Here is a 23,197-nt window from a genome sequence, read left to right on the forward strand (position 1 = left end):
GTGCGGCGCCCGCCCGCCCGCGCCGCACCGCGCGGGTCTTCGCCGTGTGGGCCCTCGTCTACGCGCTGGACCAGGTCACCAAGGTGCTCGCCGTCGCGCACCTGGAGCCGGGCGTGGTGCGGCCCTTCGTCGGGCAGCTGCTGCAGTTCCACCTCATCCGCAACCCGGGGGCGGCCTTCAGCTTCGCCACCGGCAGCACCTGGATCTTCACGGTCCTGGCCGCCGTGGCGGTGGTGGTCATCGTCCGCCTCGCGCGGCGGCTGCGCAGCGGCGCCTGGGCGCTGGCCCTGGGCCTGCTGCTGGCCGGCGCCACCGGCAACCTCACCGACCGCCTGCTGCGCCAGCCGGGCTTCGCGCGCGGCCACGTCGTGGACTTCCTGCAGCTGCCGCACTGGCCGATCTTCAACGTCGCGGACGCCGGCCTGTGCGCGGCCGCCGCGCTCATCGTCGTGCTGGCCGTGCGCGGCACCCAGCTGGACGGCACCCGCGAGCCGAGCACCCGGCGCGGCCGGGCCCACCAGGAGGAGACCGGTGCCTGAGCTGCGCAGCCTGCCCGTGCCCGACGGCCTCGAGGGCGAGCGCGTCGACGCGGCCCTCTCGCGCCTGCTGGGCCTCTCGCGCACCCGCGCGGCCGAGCTGGCCGCCGAGGGCCTCGTCGTCATCGACGGCGCGCCCGCGGGCAAGTCCGACCGCGTGCGCGCGGGCTCCTGGCTGGAGGTGGAGGTCCCCGACCCGCCGGCGGCGCCCGCGCTCGTGGCCGAGCTCGTCGAGGGGCTGGTGGTCGTCCACGACGACGACCACCTCGTCGTCGTCGACAAGCCCGTGGGCGTCGCGGCGCACCCGAGCCCCGGCTGGAGCGGCCCGACCGTCGTCGGCGGCCTGGCGGGAGCGGGCTACGCGATCGCCACCTCCGGGGCCGCCGAGCGCCAGGGCGTCGTGCACCGCCTCGACGTGGGCACCTCCGGGCTCATGGTCGTGGCCAAGAGCGAGCACGCCTACTCCGCGCTCAAGCGGGCCTTCAAGGAGCGCACGGTCGACAAGGTCTACCACGCGCTCGTGCAGGGCCACCCGGACCCGCTGCGGGGCACCATCGACGCCCCCATCGGGCGCCACCCCGGCGGGGCCTACAAGTTCGCGGTGACGGCCGAGGGCAAGCCCAGCGTCACCCACTACGAGGTCCTGGAGGCCTTCCGGGCCGCCGCGCTGTGCGAGGTGCACCTGGAGACCGGGCGCACCCACCAGATCCGGGTGCACTTCTCCGCGCTGCGCCACCCCTGCGTGGGGGACCTCACCTACGGCGCCGACCCGACGCTGGCGGCCCGCCTGGGCGTGGCGCGCCAGTGGCTGCACGCCGTGCGCCTGGGCTTCGAGCACCCCGGCACGGGGCAGCCGGTGGAGTTCACCAGCTCCTACCCCGAGGACCTGCGCACCGCCCTGGAGCGCCTGGCCGACTGAGCCCGCCCGCTCCCGGCGAGGCGGCCGGGTGCTGTCCGACCCGGCGCCTACGATCGATCCGCACCACCGCCCGACAGCACCAGGAGGCGCCCCCCATGGCATCCGCGGACTCCTTCGTCCACCTGCACGTGCACACCGAGTACTCGATGCTCGACGGTGCGGCGAAGGTGGACGACCTCTTCCGCAGCGCCGCCGAGATGGGGATGCCGGCCGTCGCCACGACCGACCACGGCTTCGTCTTCGGCGCCTACGACTTCTGGAAGACGGCCAAGAAGCACGGCGTGAAGCCGATCATCGGCGTCGAGGCCTACCTGACCCCGGGCACCGCCCGCCAGGACAAGACGCGCGTGAAGTGGGGCGACCAGTCCAGCCGCTCCGGCGACGACGTCTCCGGCGCCGGCTCGTACACGCACATGACGATGCTGGCCAGCAACACCGCCGGCATGCACAACCTCTTCAAGATGAGCTCGCTGGCCTCCCTGGAGGGCTTCCTCTACAAGCCCCGCATGGACCGCGAGCTGCTCTCGCAGTACTCCGACGGGCTCATCGCCACCACCGGCTGCCCCTCGGGGGAGGTGCAGACGCGGCTGCGGCTGGGCCAGTACGACGAGGCCCGCCAGGCCGCGGCCGACTACCGCGACATCTTCGGCCGGGAGAACTTCTTCTGCGAGCTGATGGACCACGGCCTCGACATCGAGCGCCGGGTGCAGGACGACCTGCTCAAGCTCGCCAAGGACCTCGACCTGCCGCTGCTGGCGACCAACGACCTGCACTACACCCACGCGCACGACGCCCAGGCGCACGCCGCGCTGCTGTGCGTGCAGTCCGGCTCGACGCTGGCCGACCCCAAGCGCTTCAAGTTCGACGCCGACGAGTTCTACCTCAAGAGCCCGGCGCAGATGCGCGACGTGTGGCGCGACCACCCCGAGGCGTGCGACAACACCCTGCTCATCGCCGAGCGCTGCGAGGTGGAGTTCACCGAGTCCACCGGCGCCTACATGCCGCGCTTCCCCTGCCCGCCCGGGGAGAACGAGGAGAGCTGGTTCGTCAAGGAGGTCTGGACGGGCCTGGCCCACCGCTACCCGGCCGGCATCCCCGACGACGTGCGCAAGCAGGCCGAGTACGAGATCGAGGTCATCACCTCCAAGGGCTACGCCGGCTACTTCCTCGTCGTCGCCGACTTCATCAACTGGTCCAAGGCCAACGGCATCCGCGTCGGCCCCGGCCGCGGGTCCGGCGCCGGCTCGATGGCGGCCTACGCCATGAAGATCACCGACCTCGACCCGCTGCGGCACGGTCTCTTCTTCGAGCGCTTCCTCAACCCCGAGCGCATGTCGATGCCCGACTTCGACGTCGACTTCGACGAGCGCCGGCGCGGTGAGGTCATCCAGTACGTCGTCGAGAAGTACGGCACCGACCGCGTCGCCCAGATCGTCACCTACGGCACGATCAAGGCCAAGCAGGCGGTCAAGGACTCCTCGCGCGTGCTCGGGTTCCCCTTCTCCATGGGCGACCGGATCACCAAGACGATGCCGCCGGCCGTCATGGGCAAGGACATCCCGCTGTCGGGGATCTTCGACCCCGGCCACAAGCGGTACTCCGAGGCGGGGGAGTTCCGCGAGCTGTACAAGTCCGACCCCGAGGTCGTGCGGGTCGTCGACACCGCCCGCGGCCTGGAGGGGCTGAAGCGGCAGTGGGGCGTGCACGCCGCCGGCGTCATCATGTCCTCCGAGCCGCTGATCGACCTCATCCCGATCATGAAGCGGGAAGCCGACGGGGCGATCATCACGCAGTTCGACTACCCGACGTGCGAGACGCTCGGGCTGGTCAAGATGGACTTCCTGGGCCTGCGCAACCTGACGATCCTCGACGACGCGCTGAAGAACGTCGTCGCCAACGGCAAGGAGCCCGTCGACCTCGACGCCCTCGAGCTCGACGACCAGGCCACCTTCGAGCTGCTCGGGCGCGGGGACACCCTCGGCGTCTTCCAGTTCGACGGCGGTCCCATGCGCTCGCTGCTGCGGCTGATGCGCCCGGACAACTTCGAGGACATCTCCGCCGTCGGCGCGCTCTACCGGCCCGGCCCGATGGGCGCGGGCTCGCACACCGCCTACGCCCGGCGCAAGAACGGCCAGGAGCCGATCACCCCGATCCACCCCGAGCTCGAGGAACCCCTCAAGGAGATCCTCGGCACGACCTACGGCCTGATCGTGTACCAGGAGCAGGTCATGTCGATCGCGCAGAAGGTCGCCGGGTACAGCCTCGGCAGCGCCGACCTGCTGCGCCGCGCGATGGGCAAGAAGAAGCGCGAAGTCCTCGACGCCGAGTACGTCGGCTTCGAGAAGGGGATGCTCGACAACGGCTTCTCCAAGGAGTGCGTCAAGGCGCTGTGGGACATCCTCGTCCCCTTCTCCGACTACGCCTTCAACAAGGCGCACTCGGCCGCCTACGGCCTGGTCTCCTACTGGACGGCCTACCTCAAGGCCAACTACCCGGCCGAGTACATGGCCGCGGTGCTCACCAGCGTGCGCGACGACAAGGACAAGTCGGCGCTGTACCTCAACGAGTGCCGCCGCATGGGCATCCAGGTGCTGCCCCCGGACGTCAACGAGTCCAGCGCGAACTTCACCGCCGTCGGCTCCGACATCCGCTTCGGCCTCACGGCCATCCGCAACGTCGGCGCGAACGTCGTCGACGCGGTCGTCGAGGCGCGCCGGGAGAAGGGCCGCTACGAGTCGTTCACCGACTTCCTCACCAAGGTGCCCGCGGTCGTGTGCAACAAGCGCACCATCGAGTCGCTCATCAAGGCCGGCGCCTTCGACTCCCTGGGCCACCGCCGCCGCGCCCTGGTCGCCCGCCACGAGGACGCCGTCGACGCGGTCGTCGACGTCAAGCGCAACGAGGCGATCGGCCAGTTCGACCTCTTCGCCGGCCTCGGCGGGGACGACGACGGCGCGGGCGGCGGCGGCTTCCACGTCGAGATCCCGGACCTGCCCGAGTGGGAGAAGTCCGAGCTGCTGGCCCACGAGCGCCAGATGCTCGGGCTCTACGTCTCCGACCACCCGCTGTTCGGCCTCGAGCACCTGCTGGCCAACGCCTCCGACGTGCCGATCGCCGCGCTGCTGGAGGACGAGTCCCGCCCCGACGGCTCGCAGATCACCATCGCCGGGATGATCACCGGCCTGCAGCGCAAGACGACCAAGCAAGGCAACTACTGGGCCATCGTCACCGTCGAGGACCTCGCCGGCGCCATCGAGTGCCTGTTCTTCCCGCAGGCCTACACCGACGTCGCCCAGCTGCTGGCCGAGGACCTCGTCGTCGTCGTCAAGGGCCGGCTCAACCGCCGCGACGAGGTGCCGACCATCTACGCCTCGGGCCTGACGGTGCCGGACGTCTCCTCCACCGACGGCGTCCCGGTAACGGTGACGATGCCGACCTCCCGCTGCACGGCCCCCGTCGTGGAGAGGCTCAAGGACGTCCTCACCACCCACCCGGGGGTGACCGAGGTGCGGTTGCGGCTGACGAAGAACGGCGGGGGAGGGGGCACCCTCATGCGCCTGGACGACTCCCTGCGGGTGACGCCCAGCCCGGCGCTGTTCGGCGACCTCAAGGCCCTGCTGGGGCCGACCTGCCTGGCGTGAGGTGCTGCGGAGGCGTCGAGCTGCGGCAGCCTCGGCGCGGGGGTCTTGCGGGCTGACGGAGTCGGGGAGGACGGCCGGCGGCGGCTGCGGCTGCGGCCGCACCGTGGCGACTGCGCCGCACCATCACGGTGAGCCGTGAGCCGCTCGTGCGAGGACGTCCTCCACCGCTGCCACATGCTGCTCGTAAGGAAAGCGGTCGCGCGTCCAGGCCGCGTACTCCTCCTCGGAAGAGCGGTCCGGGCCGGTGGCGAGAACGTCCCGAAGAGCGGCCGCCAACGCTTCCGGGTCGCCGGACGGGACGAGGAAGCGGTCCAGAGGACCCGCCAGGATCTCCGGGACAGCTCCCACCTTCGAGGCGATCACACGTCGGCCCGACATGAGCGCCTCGAGGACGACTCGCCCGAAGGCCTCGGGCAGAAGTGAGGGGAAGAGGACCACGTCGCTGGCGTGGAGCACCGTGCTTACGTCCGACCTGGCTGGCAGCCACGTGCACCTGCCATCCTGACGCAGCCGTTCGATCCGCTCGAGGAGTTCCGGGGGAGCGCCCATGCCGTCTCCCACGAGCAGCAGATGACCGTTCCCGGGGTCGAGTCGGAGCGACTCCCATGCCTCCAATGCCACCGACACGCCCTTGTCGACGGAGATGCGTCCGTAGTAGAGGGCGATGAAGGTGTCCCCCGGCACCCCCAGCGCCCGTCGTGCGGCAACGCGTTCCGCATCGCCTCCGAAGGGGTACTCCGCTTCAGGCACAGCGTTGGGGATCGTGAGCACCTGGTCGGCCGGCAGGCCCCTGCGCACCCACGTGCGTCGCATGAACTCCGAGACGGCGATGAAGGCGGCTGCGCCGCGACCAAGAAGGGACACCTTGTTGTAGTTGGGCATGTGGTGGAGGTGGCAGACGAGGGGCGCGCGGGCTGCGCGGGCGACGACCTGTCCCCAGACGATGTGCTCGAAGCGCTGGAGCCACAGGACGTCCGGTCGGTGCCCTGCGGCCCACAGTGCTGCCGGGGCCATGCGTGCCACGTCCTGCACCGCTGTGCGCGGTGTCAAGGAGAAGGACGTGGGGCCCTGGAGGCGGATGCCGGCACGTTCGTACTCGGTGCGCAGGGAGCCGTCGTGCTGGAAGAGCACTGTGACGCCGTGACCCCGCTGGACGAGGCTGCCACTTAGCTGGTAGGTGCACATCTCGATGCCTCCGGCGCGATCGAGAGCCGTGGCGTGGGTGCAGATCTTCACGGTGGTCATCCTGCCCCTTGGGGCGGCTCCGTGGGGATCTTCAGCGGACCCAGCTCGATGGAGCCAGCTTCGGGGCGCGGCTAGGGTGATGCTGCTCGTGTACGTTGCCTTATGATCGTCACAAGTCCCTCCATCACTGTGGGAGTCCCGCTATTGGTCGTCGAGCCTCAGTGACGCGTCACCGAACTCCGGTGGCCTGGCGACCGTGGGTGCTGGTCGGCGCCGTCCTCATTGTCGTCCTGTTGATGTACTTGTTCCTCCGTACCGGCTCCGGAGGGAGCGTTGCCTGCCGCGGGCCCGTGCACTTGAGCTTCGTCGCGCACCCGGACGACGACCTCTTCTTCCAGACACCGGACATCCTCGACGACATCCGAGCGGGAATCTGTCACCGGACGGTCTACGTCACCAGCGGTGATTACGCCGCGGGCCCTGAGTACTGGGGATCGCGCGAGGCCGGTGTGCAGGCGGCCTACGCGCACATGGCCGGACGAGCCGACCGGTGGACGGCGTCCCCGCAAGTGATCTCCGACCACCCTGTGACCGTCTGGGAGCTCGCTGGGCGGCCAGAGGTCTCCGTGGTCTTCCTGAGGATCCCCGACGGCGGTCTCGAGGGAGGTGGGAGCGAGCGATACGGTGGTGTCAGCTTGCAGAAGCTGTACGACGGCCGGATCAGCTCCATCTCCACGGTCGACGGCTTGGCGGAGTACACCGCTGACGACCTGGTCGAGCTCATCGGTGGCATTGCGAGTGCTCAATCGACCGAGGTCATCAGGACGCACGACGTCCAGGGGCGGTTTGGTGACGGGGACCACAGTGATCATCACGCGGTGGCCCGCTTCGTCGCTGCTGCGCACCAGCAGTACGACATGCGCAGTCGGTTGATCAGCTACAAGGGGTACCCGGTCGCCGAGCTCCCGCCGAACGTTGCAGGTGAGGATCTTCAGCGCAAAGTGGATGCCTACCTCACGTACGCCCCTCACGATCCGGAGGTGCCTGATTCGCAAGACGCCCTGCGGGACCAGCCCGAGGGCGCTTGGCTCCAACGACAGTACGCGCAAGAGATCACAGGTGGCGATCTGTCCTAGTAGTGCTCTGTTGGGTCTTGTCAAGGATGGTCACCGCGTGGTGCCTTGCGGCGGTGACTCTCGAAGAGCTGGCGGCCGCGCGCGAGCAGCTGCAGCACTTCGCCGAGAACGTCTTCGCGCCCTTGGTCCGGACCGATCAGCGGGCCAAGGGGCAGACCTACCTGCGCGGGCTGCTGCTGAACGGGGCGCGCAAGGCGATGCAACCGATGCTGAACGGCTCGGCGTGGATCACCTGGGGCTGCAGCGGTTCGTCTCCTCCTACACGTGGGACGTGGCCGCGGTGCGCTGCCTGATCGCCGCCAAGGCGGTGGAAGTCATCGATCCGGTGGCGTGGGTGATCGATGACACCGGTTTCCCTAAGAACGGCAAATCCTCACCCGGGGTGGCGCGGCACTACGCCCCCGCGAACGGGAGGTACCCCCACGGAACGCTGGACAAGGTCGACAACTGCCAGATCGGCGTCAGCGTACGCCGCCACCGACACTGCCTCCTGCCCGCTGGACTGGCGGCTGTTCCTGCCGGCCAGCTGGGACGCGACGGCACTCCAAGCCGATGCCGACACTGCTTCGGACCCCGCCTCGGCAGCCACCGCGTTGCAGGCTGTCCGGTTGCGCCGCACGTGCGCCGGCATCCCCGATGCACTGTGCCACGAGCCGAAGTGGCGCCTGGCCCTGGACATGCTCGATGAGGTCGCCGGCTGGGGCTTGACGCTACCTATGATCATCGCCGACCCCGAATACGGCAACAACGCCCACTTTCGCGGTGCTCTTGACGAGCGGAACCTGTTCTGGATCGTGCAGGTCGAGTCCGACCTGACCGCCACCCCGTTGATGCCGTTCCCGAGCTGCGCGAGTACGCCGGCGCCGACCCGCGCGGCAAGCCGCGCTACCGTGACGCGCCGATCAACTTGCGCCAGCGCGCCTTGGCCGCTGGGACGGGCGCGGCAAGACATCTCACCTGGCGGACTGGTTCCCGAGACCAACTCACCTCACGGTTCCTCTAGATCCGCATCCGCCCGGCGGGCCGCAAGTACACCGCACGGCTGGCCGAGGACGGTTCTCTGCCCGAGCAGTGGCTGACGGCGAACTGGCCCGAGGATGCGGTCGAGCCGGTGAGGTACTGGTTGTCCAACCTACCCGCTGACACGCCACTGGCCGACCTGGTTCGGCGGGGAAAGTTGCGCTGGCGCATCGAGCATGACTACCGCGAACTCAAGACCGCCCTGAGATTGGACCACTTCGAAGGCCGCAGCTTCACCGGCTGGCACCGCCACGTCACTCTCGTCACCGCCGTTCACCTGTTCTGCGCCCTGTTGCGCGCCGGTTCGAAAGCCCGTGGCGCAGCCTGAGCACCTATGCCGTGCTGTTCCTGCAAATGCTGGCCACTTGGATCGGCATCTGCAGCGTCTGTGGACAGCGTGCCCGGGACCGACCCTTGGTGCCGACCTAACGAAGTACGACTGTGCGTGACGGACGACGCGGTGCTCCTCTCCACGAGTCCGACCGTCGAGCCGCGGCTGAGCGTCGCCTGCCGGCGAGGTCGGCGGCTCCTCACAGTGCGCAGGAAGGGGTAGTGAAGTGTTACATGTTTTTGGAGTGACGCTGGTCACATCTAGTCCGTTCGCTCAAGGGGTGCGGGACCGGGGTCGAGAGCTCGTGGGTCAGCACAGACCCGGTTCTGGTCACGACTCAGGAGCTCCCTTACATGCGAACCCCTTGGAAGACCGCGCTCTCCTTGCTGTGCGCCGGCGGCATCCTCGCCGGCGGTGCCACCCCCGCCTCGGCGGCGACCACGTTCAGTGCCACCAGTTCGGTCACCGTCAGCGGGAGCACGGCCACGGCGAGCACGACCATCAAGGCCTCGACGGACACGACCGCGGAGTACGCCGGCATCTGCGCGCGTGATTCCAGCGGCCGCAACGTCGACTTCCCCGCGAAGCAGAACATCCGGTTGACGACGGCCGGAACGAAGATCACCGCGAGTCGGAGCTTGTCGGTGGGTAGCTACACCTACTTCGCCTGCGCGCGCATCGCCGGTCAGTGGCAGAACATCGGCAGCGTGAAGTCCTTCTCGGTCAGCGCCCAGAGCACCTCCACCACCCCCACGACCTCTACCCTCTCGGCGTCGAGCATGCCGTCCGGGACACTTGCCGGCTGGCAGCAGGTGTGGGCTGAGGACTTCACGAGGGATGCGCCGACTGGATCCTTCCGCGCCGCCTACCCGAGCATCGGCGACTACGGTGACGGGAGCCCCGACACCTCCCGCAACGGCTGCTACAACAACGGCGCGAACGTCTCCGCCCACGACGGTATGGCGGACATCCACCTCCGTACGGTGGATGGCTGTCCCTCCGGCGGCGTCCTCGTGGCGAACAACTGGAAGGCGCAGACCTACGGTCGCTACTCCATCCGCTACCGCGCGGACGCGGCCACCGGTTACGGCGCGGCATTCCTCTTGTGGCCTGCTTCAGACAACTGGACGGAGGGAGAGATCGACTTCCCGGAGAGCTCTTTCACGCAGAAGCAGTACATGGCCGTGTTCCAGCCGGGAGCGCCCGGCGTCGTCGCGTACAAGAACTCCACGAACGCGTCGTGGCAGGATTGGCACACGGCCACCATGGAGTGGACTCCCGGCCTGATCGTGTTCTTGATCGACGGCGCCGAGGTTGGCCGTACCACCAAGGGAGTTCCCACGACTCCGTTCAAGTGGATCCTCCAAGCGGCCACCGACGGGGCGAGCAAGCCTGCGCCGTCGGTACAGGGGCACCTCCTCATCGACTGGATGACCTACTCCCGGCGCGCCTGAACCGGCGGCAGCATTTCAGCGTGGCACAGCGCCCTGCCACACCTCCACGGGTGAGACCACCATGGAGCGTGGAAGCGCCGTGGTGCTGCTGTCTTCCCAACCGTCGACGGCCACGTTGAGCACGAGCGCCTGCGGGCCGCTGAACGGCCAGGCCCAGCCCGCTGCGACGGCGTCCTCGGCGAGCACGGACCTGACCTCGACCCGATCGATGTAGAAGCGGACGACCGACTGGTCGAAGTAGACCCCGTAGCGGTGTGGCCGCGCGTCGACCGCCTCTTGCAGTTCCGCGGTGCCGCCGTCGATGCCCCAGCCGCTCTGGACGTGCTCGGTGGGATCGCGCACCGTGGACGTGTGGACCGCATTGCGGGCCGTCGTGGCTTCGGCGCCTCGTCCTTCGAAGACGTCGATCTCGCCACAGGCCGGCCAGCCAACCTCCGGGAAGTTCGCCCCGATCAGCCAGAACGCAGGCCACAGGCCGCTTCCTGTCGGGGCCCGGAGCGAGGCTTCGACGTAGGAGCCGCTCGGAACGCTCACCTTGCCAAGGGTGGACAGTCGGGCGCTGGTGAAGTCGCGCTCGATCTCGTCCTCGCCCCGGAAGCGCTCGCGGCGGACTGTGATCACCAGGTTGCCGTTGCCGTCCACGGTGGCGTTGCGTTCGTTCGGCGTGTAGGTCTGCAGCTCACCGTTGCCCCAGCCGTGGCCGCCCACCTCGCGCGTCCACGCGCACGCCGCCACGGACGTCCCAGGTGCAGCGGTGAAGCCGATGCGAGTGCTTGCCGGTCGTGTCGTGCGTGTGGTCCCGGCGGCGGCGACCCGGTGGACGCTCGCGCCGGTGATCTGCCAGTCGATCGGGCCGTTCGGTGGGAGATTCACGTAAAAGCCGGTTCCCGGCTCACCGGGCGCCGTCGCCACGAAAGTACGCGTCAGCAGTCGCCACGTCGGGACGGGTCCGCTGGTGTACTGGCTGCTGATCGTGGGACGGCTGCCGACGTTGGCGTCGGCCAGGAGGATGCCGATCGACTGCTCGTCCGAGCCCAGGTTCCTCACCCACAGCTCCATGCGGTAGGTATCCCCGATCCGGAAGAACCCCTGCGGTGACGCGAGTTGGCCGAGGGCGAACGCCCAGCGCCCTTGGGCGCCGGGGTGCCGGACCTGCAAGGCCGACGTGAACCCCGCGGGGCCGTCGGGGACGCCTACCCGGTTGAGCTCGATGGGTCCCGTCTCGGCGGCGGCCGACCACCCAGACGGATCGGAAGCGGCAGTCGCGCCGGCCACCGCCTCAGCGGTCGGCACGGAGCCGGCGGTGCCCGTCATCCGCTCCTCATCGGCTCGCGCCACGCTGTTCACCGCCGCGCAATCCGCAACCGCCTGCTCCTTGGGTGCGAGCGCCACGGTGAGCGCGAGCGCGAGCAGCGCAGCCAGTCCGGCGCACAGCGCTGCGAGACCCAGCCTGCGCGCCTTGATCCTCGGTGCGGGCACGGTCACCTCGTGCTCATCCGGAGCGGACCCGTCGCTCGGTGGCCCGGGTGCCGAGGCCGGGCGAAGGTGCGGTCATGCCCGCAGTTCGGCATCGATGCGATCGATCAGACCACCCTCGGTCTCGCTGGAGAACTTGCGGGCGAACAGCGCCTGCGGCATCGGTCCTGGCTGCTGGAGCACGACGGGATCCGCGACGGGTCCGCGACGGGCGGCGGCGATGCGGTCGAAGTCGTCCACCCGCAGCCAGTCGGGGTGGTCGGGCCTGTCATCCGTCCACTGCTGGTACCAGGCGTGGCCGTGGCACAGCGGTGCGGCGTCCACTCCCGCAAGCGTGGGAGAGCTGAGCACCGATGCGGCGAAGCTCTCGTCGGGAACGAGGGTCCTGCGCCAGAACGCCACGACATCGGGCCTGGTGTCCACGATCCTCAGGAGAAGCTCGGCGTGGTGGCGAGCGTAGATCTTCCACTGGGAGGAGGCGCGGAGGCGCAGCCCCTCGGGCACCTGTCGACGACCCGGCCACCGCAGTGGGACGCCGGCGACGAAGACCACGTCGTCGCCGCGGAGCACGAAGCGGCGGGTGAAGCGCCAGGTACCCCCGTCCTGGTGCCGGGGGGTGTTCCACGGCGTGAAGGGGATCGGCACGCTCATCAGGTACGACCTCCCCGCCCACGCCGTGAGCTGACGGTGCAGCTCCGCTCCGCTGACGAGGGGGTAGCACGCACCGGAGAGCACGGCGATGTGCTCGGCAGCCGACTGGCGGAGCACCGCGCGCAGGGCGTCCAGTTCGACCTGAACGAGGGACCAGCTCGCCAGCGTGGCCGAGCGCCGGGGCAGCGGAACCGCTCGACCGCGCCAGCCACGGACCATGTCCTCGGCCACGACCCTGCTGGCCTTGGCGTCGCAGTGCACGAAGACGGGGACGTCCTCCAGGGCGCCGATGAGGCGGTGCACCTGCCGGGGATCGCGGTGGGCGAGCACTACGGCGGCTAGGGACGTCACGGGACCGCCACGCCGACGGCGGAGCCCGAGCGGTCCAGGCGGAAGAGGTAGGTGCCGTCCCGCGACACCTCGACGCTCCACTCCGGCAGCTCCATCAGACCGTCCCGCAGGGCGGTGAACTGCTCTGGGCTCTGGACGCCGTAGGCCCAGGAGTAGTCCTGGACGGTCGGCGACCACACCGCAAAGACGTCCGTGGCTGTCGAGGGTAGTCGGCGCGTGAGCGCATCGGTGAGCGTGCGCGCCTGCCCCGCCACTTCCTCCGGCGGCAGCTGCCGGGGCGCGAGGTCGAGGTCCTGCTGCCCCAGCACCACTCCGTTCCAGCCCAGTTCGGGCGCCGAGGTGGGGAGGTTGCCGGTGCCCAGGAACACGACCACCGTCTGCGCGCCGCTGGCACCACGCTGCGTTTGCTGGAACTGCTGGAGGACTGCCAGATCCGACGGTCGGATGACGGTGAGCCGGTCGAGGCCGAAGGCCGCGACGAGGAAGGCGGTGGTGAGCACTCCGACGACGGCCGTCACCAGGGCGGTGTGCCGGACCCTGGCCGACCACCTGCCGGCTGGTTGCACCAGGCTGGGTGCCGCGAGGACGGCCAGCCAGGGCATCCCGAAGAGGACTGCGCGGAAGATGCCTTCCTGACCGTACGGGTTGGCGGCCACGAGGACGAGCCCGACAGCGGGTGCCGCCGCCAGGGACCAGGACTGCAGCGATCGCCGCGTGCGAACCAGGGTGCGCAGCGCCAGGAGACCGGTGACGCCCACGCACAACAGCAGCGCTACGACGGTCGCGGGCACCACGGGCAGACGGGAGAGCTGCTCGGAACCCACGGTCTGGGGTGGGCGGAAGTTCTCCGGGTCGCCCAGGGCGCCGAAGGAGAGGAACGGGCTGAGCTCCGCGCGGTGGAGCAGCGCCCACAGCACGGCAGGGAGCAGTACCAGTCCCGGGACCCACCACGGCCGGATCTGGCGGAACACCACGAGGACGGCGAGGGTGCCGCCGATCACGAAAGGGCTCAACTGGTGACTCACCGTGATCAAGCATCCGGCGAGGAGGATCAGGGGGAGGACCGGGAGGTCGCGGCCCCGGTGCAGCGCGAGTCCGTAGACGATCAGCCCCAGGACGAAGCCCACTGATTGCGGCGAGTAGTAGTCCGCGCCGAGGGGATCGGCCAGCACCGCCAGCAGCACGGCGGTCCAGATGGTCCGCGGGGACTTGAGGAGCTGGCCGGCGACCAGTCGCAGGGCGGCGACGCGCAGCCCGACCAGGACGAGCGGCCACGCGGTCGCCAGGTTCATCGGGTTGCGCAGGCTCGCGACCTCGGACCACCAGGCGTTCGCGGCGAAGAACCCTGGCCAGGCGTTGTAGACGGCGACGCTGGAACGCAGCTCGTGGTACAGCCGGATCTGCTCGACGAGGTCGACGTGCTTGGCTGCCGACTGCGACCGCGGCCCGTCGTAGACGATCGCAGGTGTGGCGACAGTGACGATGGCGAGGAGCACCACGGGAACGGCGATGGACCACTGGTCCCGCGCCGCAGCGAGCACGAATCCCGCCAGGATCAGCGCCACGCCTGCGTACCAGGCGGGTCCGATGTCCGCGGGGAAGCCCCAGAAGGGCGGTGTGCTCGTGCCGCGGTGCGCAGCCGCGGCGGCGAGGCAGAGCAGCGTCCCGGCGGCCGCCAGCGCGACGGGCAGCTGCGCTTTGCTGGCCAGGTGGGAGCGCAACGGCCGGGGGATGGCGGAGTGCCTGGGCGGGGAGGTGCCCGCGCGCGAGAGCCGCAGATCGCTCCAGGCGCGGAGCAGCGCCAAGCAGTGGAGCACCCCGCTCACGGCGCCGACGAGCGCGAACGCCTCCAACGGGCGCCAGGTGCCGAGGGCCATCATGACCATCGGGACGATGGTCCCGACAGCGATCCCGGTGAGGCCGGCGAGGACCACGCGCACGTGCAGTCCGAGGTCCGCCCGGAGGTTCCACGGAGCGAACCCGATTCCCGCCACGCAGTAGGCGATGAGTGCGGGCACCCGGACGGCTTCGACCCCGGCCACCGCTGCCAGCACGCCGAGTGCGAGGGCGCCCGTCGCGAGGCCCGAGGTCACGAGACGGGCGGGGGCCGTGTCGGTGACCAGCTCGCGGTGCAACCTCTGGGGAGGGGCCTCGTCGAGGTGCGAGGCGCCGTCCGCGGTGTCGCCGGGACGGTCCACCTCGATGGGTCGCTCCTTCTCGATGGGTCGCTGCTTCACGACGTCCCGCTCATGCGGCTCCTGCACGCGTGCTCATCGAGATCCTCTCGTGCATCCGGTCGGTGTCGGGTACCCGTCTGCGGACCTCCTGCGCGATCCGCCCCGCCCGCGACCATAGGGCCGCGGCGTGCGGGGCTCGTGCGGCACGGTGCTGGCGCCGGTGCACAGGACGCCTCGACCGCGGCCCTCACCGGGCCGCGTGCCGGATACCACGGGGAACGCTGCGGGCGCTGTGTCGCCTAGGGTCTAATGGTACTGGCGTCGGCGCGACCCGGTGGCGTGGTCCAAGGACAGTGAGGAAATCACCATTCGGAGTCACATGTTCACTGTTCGCAGCTTTTCGTCCTGTTTTGCGCGGCGAGGTCCACTCCGGTGGTGAGGGACGGAGACTCCACCCGGATCGGTGACGCGCGCAGAGCTTCCATGGGCCTGTCGACGGACCAGGGACCGGCCCAGGAGGGTTGTCCTGACCGGAGGGCGGACGCCGCGGTCGGTGGGAGCGCAGGATCCGGTTTGTTCGGTCGCGGGCTGCTGTACGTCTCCGCCGCCGCGGCGCAGATGGTGAGCAGCGCCGTCGTGTCACCGGTCCTGGCTCACGGCATGGGGGATCCGGCGGAGTTCGGCAAGCTGGCGTCCGCGATCGCCTTGCACCAGCTGCTGGTCGTGGTCGCCGCGGCCGGGCTCGACCAGGCGGTCGTGCTCCAGCGGGCTGAGGACGGGCACGAGCGGAACGCGGGTGCGGCCGCAGGCGCGGGCATCGTCCTGGCGACCGCAGTGACGCTGCTGCTCGCCGTCACGGCACGTTGGTGGGCCGGGCCAATGGGGTTCGAAGAGCCGTCGGCGCTCCTCACGGCCACGATCGTCTGGACCGTCCCCGCGGTGGCTGTGATGGTCCTCCTGGGCCTCTTGCTGGGTGGCGACCGCCTGCGCCCGTTCGCCGTCATCAGCCTCGTCGCGGCGCTGGGGGGCCAGCTCCTCGGCCTCGTGCTGCTCTTCGGCCTCCGGCCGCTGGCCGCCTCCTACCTCTGGGGGGTCGTCGCCGCGGATGCGCTCGCTGCCGCGATCGCCCTCGTCCTCACGCGTCGCGCGTGGTTCAGAATGCCCCGGCCAGTGGTGGTCCGCAGGTCGCTGGCCCTGGGGCTGCCGCTGCTGCTCGGCTCCCTGTCCACCTTCGTGCTCAACGCCGGGGACCGCATCGTCATCCAGCGGGTCGCGGGTGCTGCTGAGGTGGGTCGGTACCAGGTCGCCTACACCTTGGGGGGTGTGGTCGTGCAGCTGGTCGTGATGCTGGGCAGCTCGTGGTTGCCGCGCTTCGCAGAGGTTCGTGAGGAGGCTCAGCGGTGGCGGCTCATCGGCCACTCGCGGGACGGCCTCTACCTCTTGCTGGCCCCCGTCGTGCTCGGCCTGACCCTGGCTGCTCCTGTCCTGCTGAGGATTTTCGCCCCGGAGAGCTTCGGGCGCGAGACGCTGCTGGTGGTGGTTCTCATGGTGCTCGTGTCGGCCTACCCCGTGGCAGCGTCAGGCGCTAGCGGCAGGATGCTGCTCACCGCCCGCAGGGCCAGGCCGATCGGCGTCATCGCCCTCGTCGCGGCGGTGGTGAACATCGGCCTGAACTTCCTGCTCGTCCCCCTCGCCGGCATCGCCGGTGCTGCAGCTGCCACGGTCCTGGCCTTGATGGTGCAGGCCGTGCTGCAGCGCCTCGCGGTCGTCACAGGAGGACACGGGTCACCGTGGCCGCGGTCCTCGATCGTGCTGCTGGTGCTGTCGACCGCAGTGGTCCTCGTCGCGTGGCTCTCCACCTTCCTCCCGCAGTCCGCGCTCTTCAACGGCGCGCGGTTCGCCCTCGGCTTGGTCTGCCTGCCGTGGCTGTGGTTCTACTGGCGTCGCGTCGTGCGGTCGGGTTCAGCGGCCCCGCCGCCGCGGGGAGCCGTGGTCGACGCCAGCCGCGCACGGCACCGCTCGGTGCGCCCATCGCGGCGATCACTCCGCAGGGATCCCTCCCGGCGAGACCCCTGTTGAAAGGACTCGTTCGACGGTGGAGGTGTTGCGCGAGGCCCTACCCGTCGCAGCACGGTGCGGGCGCTGGGGCGCACGTGCGCCTCTGGATCGATCTGTGGGACGAGGCCCACGGTCGCGCCCTCGTGCCGGCGGTGAGGAGGGATGCTCCTCGAGTCGCCTGGCCACCGTCGTCAGCGGATCAGCGGTTCACGTCCCCGCGACGAGGTCCAACGGGCACTCCTGCGGAGCCTCGGTGTACCAAGGCTGCTTCGTGCACCACGACTGCAAGGCGTTCGCCAGTGAGCGCTTGACCGGTCGCAGGTGCACCACGTCGGCTTGTCCCCACTGGCTCGGGTTGGAGTAGCGGCACGCATCACTGCGCTGCGTGGAAGCGCCACGACGCTCCGCCGTGCGCACTTCGAGGGTCGGTCCAGCGGTGTAGTGGGTGCCTCTGACGACGGTTACCCGCCCGTCGGCGACGGGGACGAGAGCTTCCTGGCCGTCAGGTGAGTCCCACGGCCCGACGTAGATCACGTACTCGACCGTAGCTACCTTCCGACTGCTGTCCGACGTCACCACCATGCCCAGGGGCGCGGTGGTCCCGTGCACGGTGGGCACGGCGTCGCATGTCAACGGCGGGCCGTACCGGCTCGCCACGCTGCGGAAGTCGAGCAGCGGATCCCCGCTCCTTCCGAGCGACTGCGCCGATGCCGGCGCTGCCGCAGCCAGGCTCACCACCAACGTCGTGGCCAGGGCGTGCGCGACCTTCATGCTGGACCCCCGGGAAGCTCTACCGAGACGGCGCCCTGCCGACCCGGGAGACGCTATCGGCCGTCGCGTCGCCGCGGGGGAGAATCCTGTGATCCACCGTCTCGCCACCGGACCGACCACGCTCGCAGCCGCCGTCGGCGGCACGCAGTGGTGCCGGGACGACGCGGGTGCACCCGTCGCTCGGCGCACCCGTCGCTCGGCGCGACCGCGCCGCTTTTGAGCGCAGGGTGAGTCGCAGCGGTGATCGTAACGCTCCGTAGTTCTCAATGGCCCGTTCGAGTGGTGTGCTTGGCAATTACCACAACTCAGAGTGAAGTGTTACATGTTTTTGGAGTGACGCTGGTCACATCTAGTCCGTTCGCTCAAGGGGTGCGGGACCGGGGTCGAGAGCTCGTGGGTCAGCACAGACCCGGTTCTGGTCACGACTCAGGAGCTCCCTTACATGCGAACCCCTTGGAAGACCGCGCTCTCCTTGCTGTGCGCCGGCGGCATCCTCGCCGGCGGTGCCACCCCCGCCTCGGCGGCGACCACGTTCAGTGCCACCAGTTCGGTCACCGTCAGCGGGAGCACGGCCACGGCGAGCACGACCATCAAGGCCTCGACGGACACGACCGCGGAGTACGCCGGCATCTGCGCGCGTGATTCCAGCGGCCGCAACGTCGACTTCCCCGCGAAGCAGAACATCCGGTTGACGACGGCCGGAACGAAGATCACCGCGAGTCGGAGCTTGTCGGTGGGTAGCTACACCTACTTCGCCTGCGCGCGCATCGCCGGTCAGTGGCAGAACATCGGCAGCGTGAAGTCCTTCTCGGTCAGCGCCCAGAGCACCTCCACCACCCCCACGGCAGCGGTTGTGCCGCCGGTCGGTGCCGCGTCGGGCTGGTCCCTCAGCTTCAGCGACGAGTTCAACGGTACGGCCGTCGACACCAGCAAGTGGCTCCCGCAGCGGTTCAGCTGGGGTGACCCGTACGACCAGCCCTTCAACGCCTCCGAAGGCGCGTCGTTCTCCGCCAAGAACGTCACCGTCTCCAACGGTGCTGCCGTTCTCACCACCAAGCGGGAGGCGAGCACCGCATGGGGCAAGTCGTACACCCACACGTCGGGAATGCTGTCCTCGGAAGGCAAGTTCACCCTCAAGCGCGGTGACTACATCGAGGCCCGCATCTGGATCCCGAAGAGCGACGGTCTGTGGCCGGCGTTCTGGACCGTGCCGTCCGGTCAGTGGCCGCCGGAGATCGACATCTTCGAGTTCTTCGACACCGCGAAGCAGAGCCAGCCCAAGTTCAACTACCACTGGGGTACGTCGAGCAACCACCAGCAGCTCGGGCCCCGCACGTACGGCGCTGCGGGTGTGGACTACCGCAACTCCTGGCACACCTACGGCCTTCACCGGACTCTCGACAACCGGCTGGTTCCCTACGTGGATGGCGTCGCGTACCCGGCGGCGAGCGTCACGAGCCAAGACGCCTTGCCGCAGTTCGTCATCCTCAACCTCTCGATGTACGCAGGCGCCAACCCCTCGTCGACCGAGCAGATGAAGATCGACCACGTGCGCGCGTGGAGTCCCAAGGCCTCCTGAACCGACCGCAGGAGCAAGGACCGCGGACGCCGTACCGGTCCACGCAGACAATCACGATCTCTTGAGGAGCGCCGCGGGGGTGGCTCCCGGCAACCGGCCGGGAGCCACCCCCGCAGCGCTCCAGCGTCTCCGGTGCGGACCCGTCAGGCGGTGCGGCGAGCACGGGCGTACAGGAACGGTCCTGCCGCCATCCCGGCCAGTTCGCGCAGCACCAGGTTCCGGTGCAGAGACGCCGGGCCGGCGGCGGAGTCAGACGCGGATGGCACGGCCGCGAGTCGAGCGAGACCCTGGGGCAGGACGCGCATCAGCTGTCGCCTGGTCCCCGGATTCACTAGGTGCTTGACGTAGAAGGCGCTGAGCCCGGTGCCGTAGCTGAACATCTGCTGCTGCAACTCCTTCAACTCGGCGCGATGGTGGTGCCAGACGATGGCCGACGGTTCATGGGCGATCGAGTGCCCTGCAGCGAGGACGCGCACGAACGCATCCAGGTCCTCGCCTCCACGAGTGCACGCGCCCGCACCCAGCGCTTCGTCGAACCCGCCGAGTTCACGCAGGACGGAGGTTCGAAAGGCGAAGTTGGCGCCCGTGCCGAAGAGGCCAGCGGCGTAGGGGTACATGGAGCTGTCGTCGCGGTGATCCGTCAGGTTGAACAGTCGCGGAGGACGCACGTGCGCCCAGGAAACCCGTGCGTCGAAGTACGCCTCGACCGCCGTCTCGATCCCGGCGGTCGCCACGAGGCCGGTTACGCAGGCGACGTCCTTCCGTCGTTGGAACCCGAGAGCCACGCCTTCCAGCCACCGCTCGTCGACCCGCACGTCGTCGTCCGTGTAGGCGATGACGTGACCACTGGCGGAGTGCATCGCTCGGTTGCGTGCGCGCGAGAGCCCTGGTCGGGGTTCGTGGACGTAACGCACCCGCTCGTCCTCCCGCTGCACGGACGCCACCAGTGCACGCGTCCGCCCGGACGTCGGTGCATTGTCCACCACCAGCAGTTCGGTGTTCGGGTAGTTCAACCGCCGCAGGTGCTGCAGGCAGCGCTCCAGGGACTCGGGGCGTTCGCGGGTGCAAACAGCGACGCTGATCCGCAGCGTGGCGGGGACGGGATCTGGTCGGTGGTCCCCGTCGTCCGCCCAAGCATGCCGTACTCGGTCGCGAGCCGGTGCCCCGAGCTGGGCGACGGCTTCCTCGAGCTTCAGCGGGCTGCCTACCGGGGCGGTGGCGTAGCCCAGCGGCTCTCCGCGGAGCTTCAGGAGCAGGCGCTGCGAGAAGTGCCGCGCCGGCGGTTCGGGCAGGGTCGAGGGTCGAGGGTCGAGCTCGACCTCCCCGCACCACACGGGCAGTTCCAGGACGTCAGCCAACGCTGTGGCCCACCGTCACGACGGCGCCTCGGGGCGGCGGGCGCAGCCCGCGTGCGCGGCCGTACGCGTACCCGAACGCAGTGGTCCCCAGTCCCAGGACCACGGCAGCGGACTGCCGCGCAGCGGCGGTGTCGCCTCGGCGCAGGAGCGACGTCAGGCCACGCAGCACCGCGACAGGCAGAGTGCGAGTGGCGTAGACGCGCTCGGACTCGAGCGCGTCCTGGGTCCCCACGGTGGAGGCCACGACTGCCTTGGAGTAGCCCTCCCAGAAGCAGCGGCGGACGAAGTAGGCCAGCGTTCGGCGAGCAGCCGTCACCCGGTGGTGCACCACGGCCGAGGGTTCGTGGATGATCCTCGACCCCGCTTCCTGCGAGCGGATCCTGATCGACAGCTCCGTCTCCTCGCACCCCACGGGGTGCTTCCCGACACGCCCGATCCCGCTGGTGAAGCCCTGGGCAGCCAACAGCGCGTGCCGACGAAAACCCATGGTGCAGCCGATGGGGTTCCGGACCTCAGCCCGCTGATGAGGCAGGCCCTCGTAGCTGCAACCCACGACCCACAAGAACGCCTCGGGGAACCACGAGGGTCGCCCGGGGGCGTCCCAGTCAGCGCTGGCCCAGCCGCTCACACCGACGACTGTGGAGTCCTGCATCGGTGCGCAACTGCGCTCCACCCATTGCTCGTCCGGACGGGCGTCGTCGTCCAGGAAGAGGACGACGTCGCTCCGGCAGGCGGCGATGCCGGTGTTCCGGGCGCCCGAGAGTCCGCGGTCCCCGGTGTTGGTGATGACCGTGGCCCGCTCCAGCACGTCTCGGGCCCGGCTCAGCAGGGCGGTGTTGTGGTCCACGACGATCACCACCTCGTCGGGTTCGCGCGTCTGGCGCCACAGCGCTTCGTACCCGGCGATCAGGTCTGACCAGCGTTCCTCCGTGTAGGCGCAGATGACCACCGCGGCGGTGTCGGCGAGCGGTGGAGGCGTCGGACCCTGCTTCGCCACCTCGACGTGCCCGGATCCGCGGGTGGAACGGCTCACGAGCCCCTTCCGGGTCAGGGGGCCTGGAATGGACCGGGCTGGGTCGACCACTGGATCAACTCCTCGACGGGGACGGGTTCAGGAGACTGCGACGCGCTGCACGTCCGTCGCTCGAGGATCGGGCCAACGCCGCGCGGCTGCGCACGTACGCGAAGGCTCCCAAAGGCATGCCGCTCAGCTCGAGCGCGACGAGGGACCGAGGTGCCGGCGTGCGCCTGGCCGAGGGCTGCGGGCCTGGGGTCGCCGCCGATCGGTCCTGCGCCATCCGGGAAACGGTCTGCCGCGCCATGGTGCGCAGAGCCGCCGGGCCGAGGGTGAGGAGGGTCCTCAGGTGGTGGTGGTCGTGGACCACGAGTGATGCCAGCATGGCGGTGAACCCGATGCCGCTGGCCAGCATCTGCCGTCTCAGCCCTGCCTCGTCGCGGCGGTGGCGGTGGTGCACGAGTGCCGCCGGCTCGTAGCCGAGTGCTCCTCCGGACCACAGTGCGGAGATCATCGCGGCCAGGTCCTCCCCACCTCTCGCCGGCGTTCCCGTGCCCAGAGCCGGGTCGAACCCCCCGCTTGCGACCAGGGCGTGCCTCCTGAACGCCATGTTCGCGCCTGCTCCGTAGGTACCGATGCCGTACACGGCGAACACCTGCAGCATCTCGCCGTCGAGCCCTCGGGCTACCACCTGTCCGCGTCCGCGCCCCGGAGCGCGCTCGACGTGGACCGGCGTGAACGTCCGCCGCCCGCCGAAGCCGCCGTAGTGGGCCTCGTACTGCAGCTGAGCGGGCGTTTCGAGCTCCGAAGGGACCACCAGTCCCGTCACGACGACCTCATCCGGGTGCGTCGCGAACCGCCGACCGAGGGCCTGCAGCCAATGCCTGTCGACCTGGACGTCGTCGTCGGTGAACGCCACCACCTCGCCCGAAGCCGCCAGCAGACCCGCGTTGCGAGCGGCGGAGATGCCCGGCCGCGGCTCGTGGACGACGTGGACGGAGGGGAAGCGCGCCACCAGACCCGTCAAGGGGTCGAGCGTCGGGCGCTCGGGGCGGTTGTCGACGAGGATCACCTCGTAGCGCGGGTGGTCTGTCGTCGTGAGGCTCGCGAGGCAGCGCTCCAGTTCGGGAACCCGCTGGACCACCGTCGGCACCACCACGGAGATCGACGGCAGGTCGACCCGTGCGGCCGGGGGGTCGGCCGCCAGGAGGTCGTGGTCCATATCGTTCAAGCGCCGCTCGACGACCGCCTCGTCCAGGGGAAGGTCGAACTCCACGACGCCCACCGGGCGGAGCCCGACGCGGAGCAGGACCCACGTGTGCCCGTAGTGGGCGGGGGCCGGGGCGCTCATCAAGCCCTGGCGGACGGCGTCTACGACCGCCCGCACCGCACCGGGCCTGTCCCTTGCAGGGCACTGGGCGGTGGCCACCAGGGTCGCCGCTGCCCCGCCCGAGTCCGTGTCGTCGCTCACGTGCAGCTCGCTCCCCCGTGGTCGTGCGTCGCGTCCCCTGCTCTGCCACGACAGTAGCGTCGTCCCCA

The 23,197-nt window shown here is 69.9% G+C and carries 17 protein-coding genes and 1 pseudogene; 8 read left to right on the top strand and 10 right to left on the bottom strand.

The annotated features are described in order from the left end of the window. From lspA to dnaE, 3 genes are all read left to right on the top strand, one after another. Window positions 1-539, top strand: a 539-nt coding sequence (lspA, locus tag GTQ99_RS01330; RefSeq protein WP_205706585.1) for a signal peptidase II, incomplete at its 5' end; no start/stop codon positions are given. Then, window positions 532-1,455 carry an RluA family pseudouridine synthase gene (locus GTQ99_RS01335; protein WP_166613949.1) on the top strand — a complete coding sequence of 308 codons (924 nt, stop codon included), beginning with the start codon at window positions 532-534 and terminating at the stop codon, window positions 1,453-1,455. The genes lspA and GTQ99_RS01335, both read left to right, overlap by 8 nt. A gap of 95 nt (window positions 1,456-1,550) precedes the next feature. Then, complete coding sequence (gene dnaE, locus GTQ99_RS01340) at window positions 1,551-5,096, top strand: DNA polymerase III subunit alpha (RefSeq protein WP_166613950.1); 3,546 nt, start codon at window positions 1,551-1,553, stop codon at window positions 5,094-5,096. Window positions 5,097-5,219: 123 nt separating this feature from the next. Here the strand turns inward: dnaE and GTQ99_RS01345 are convergent, their stop codons facing one another. Then, entirely contained in the window at window positions 5,220-6,332 is a 1,113-nt protein-coding gene (locus GTQ99_RS01345) for a glycosyltransferase (RefSeq protein ID WP_166613951.1), read from the bottom strand. A gap of 209 nt (window positions 6,333-6,541) precedes the next feature. Between GTQ99_RS01345 and GTQ99_RS01350 the strand changes: the two genes are divergently transcribed. Further along, window positions 6,542-7,417, top strand: coding sequence for a PIG-L family deacetylase (locus GTQ99_RS01350; RefSeq protein WP_166613952.1), 876 nt, complete (start codon window positions 6,542-6,544; stop codon window positions 7,415-7,417). A gap of 53 nt (window positions 7,418-7,470) precedes the next feature. Next, window positions 7,471-8,765, top strand: a pseudogene (locus GTQ99_RS27395) (IS701 family transposase). 352 nt (window positions 8,766-9,117) lie between these two features. Here GTQ99_RS27395 and GTQ99_RS01360 read toward each other — a convergent pair. After that, a complete protein-coding gene (locus GTQ99_RS01360) occupies window positions 9,118-9,393 on the bottom strand; it encodes a hypothetical protein (RefSeq protein ID WP_166613953.1) in 276 nt (91 codons plus the stop codon). Window positions 9,394-9,412: 19 nt separating this feature from the next. On the opposite strand from GTQ99_RS01360, the gene GTQ99_RS24610 reads away from it, so the two are divergent. Continuing rightward, entirely contained in the window at window positions 9,413-10,222 is an 810-nt protein-coding gene (locus GTQ99_RS24610; protein ID WP_166613954.1) for a family 16 glycosylhydrolase, read from the top strand. A 15-nt stretch (window positions 10,223-10,237) separates the two neighbouring features. On the opposite strand, the gene GTQ99_RS01370 is transcribed toward GTQ99_RS24610, so the two are convergent. The 3 genes from GTQ99_RS01370 to GTQ99_RS01380 form a co-directional block, all read right to left on the bottom strand. Beyond that, complete coding sequence (locus GTQ99_RS01370; RefSeq protein ID WP_166613955.1) at window positions 10,238-11,707, bottom strand: family 16 glycosylhydrolase; 1,470 nt, start codon at window positions 11,705-11,707, stop codon at window positions 10,238-10,240. A gap of 66 nt (window positions 11,708-11,773) precedes the next feature. Beyond that, window positions 11,774-12,580: a beta-1,6-N-acetylglucosaminyltransferase gene (locus tag GTQ99_RS01375; RefSeq protein WP_205706588.1), complete on the bottom strand. Its 807-nt coding sequence runs from the start codon at window positions 12,578-12,580 to the stop codon at window positions 11,774-11,776. Between the two features lie 116 nt (window positions 12,581-12,696). Continuing rightward, on the bottom strand, window positions 12,697-14,964 hold the full coding sequence (locus GTQ99_RS01380; protein WP_166613957.1) for a hypothetical protein: 2,268 nt from the start codon (window positions 14,962-14,964) through the stop codon (window positions 12,697-12,699). Between the two features lie 486 nt (window positions 14,965-15,450). Here GTQ99_RS01380 and GTQ99_RS01385 point away from each other — a divergent pair, with 486 nt between their 5' ends. Continuing rightward, window positions 15,451-16,956: a lipopolysaccharide biosynthesis protein gene (locus GTQ99_RS01385; RefSeq protein ID WP_166613958.1), complete on the top strand. Its 1,506-nt coding sequence runs from the start codon at window positions 15,451-15,453 to the stop codon at window positions 16,954-16,956. Window positions 16,957-17,142: 186 nt separating this feature from the next. Here the strand turns inward: GTQ99_RS01385 and GTQ99_RS01390 are convergent, their stop codons facing one another. Continuing rightward, complete coding sequence (locus tag GTQ99_RS01390) at window positions 17,143-17,706, bottom strand: hypothetical protein (protein ID WP_166613959.1); 564 nt, start codon at window positions 17,704-17,706, stop codon at window positions 17,143-17,145. Between the two features lie 438 nt (window positions 17,707-18,144). Further along, entirely contained in the window at window positions 18,145-18,420 is a 276-nt protein-coding gene (locus tag GTQ99_RS26525) for a hypothetical protein (RefSeq protein WP_166613953.1), read from the bottom strand. Window positions 18,421-18,439: 19 nt separating this feature from the next. On the opposite strand from GTQ99_RS26525, the gene GTQ99_RS01400 reads away from it, so the two are divergent. After that, entirely contained in the window at window positions 18,440-19,285 is an 846-nt protein-coding gene (locus GTQ99_RS01400; protein ID WP_166613960.1) for a family 16 glycosylhydrolase, read from the top strand. A gap of 143 nt (window positions 19,286-19,428) precedes the next feature. Here the strand turns inward: GTQ99_RS01400 and GTQ99_RS01405 are convergent, their stop codons facing one another. The 3 genes from GTQ99_RS01405 to GTQ99_RS01415 are packed head-to-tail and all read right to left on the bottom strand — an operon-like array spanning window position 19,429 to window position 22,943. Continuing rightward, window positions 19,429-20,643, bottom strand: a complete 1,215-nt coding sequence (locus GTQ99_RS01405) for a glycosyltransferase family 2 protein (protein WP_166613961.1) — start codon at window positions 20,641-20,643, stop codon at window positions 19,429-19,431. Next, window positions 20,636-21,676 (bottom strand): glycosyltransferase, encoded by a 1,041-nt coding sequence (locus tag GTQ99_RS01410; RefSeq protein ID WP_205706589.1) that lies wholly within the window; start codon window positions 21,674-21,676, stop codon window positions 20,636-20,638. Before GTQ99_RS01410 ends, GTQ99_RS01405 begins: the two co-directional genes overlap by 8 nt. Before the next feature lie 55 nt (window positions 21,677-21,731). After that, window positions 21,732-22,943: a glycosyltransferase gene (locus GTQ99_RS01415; protein ID WP_166613962.1), complete on the bottom strand. Its 1,212-nt coding sequence runs from the start codon at window positions 22,941-22,943 to the stop codon at window positions 21,732-21,734. Window positions 22,944-23,197 lie beyond the last annotated feature (254 nt).

It is taken from the genome of Kineococcus vitellinus (assembly GCF_009906315.1).
Taxonomy (GTDB): domain Bacteria; phylum Actinomycetota; class Actinomycetes; order Actinomycetales; family Kineococcaceae; genus Kineococcus; species Kineococcus vitellinus.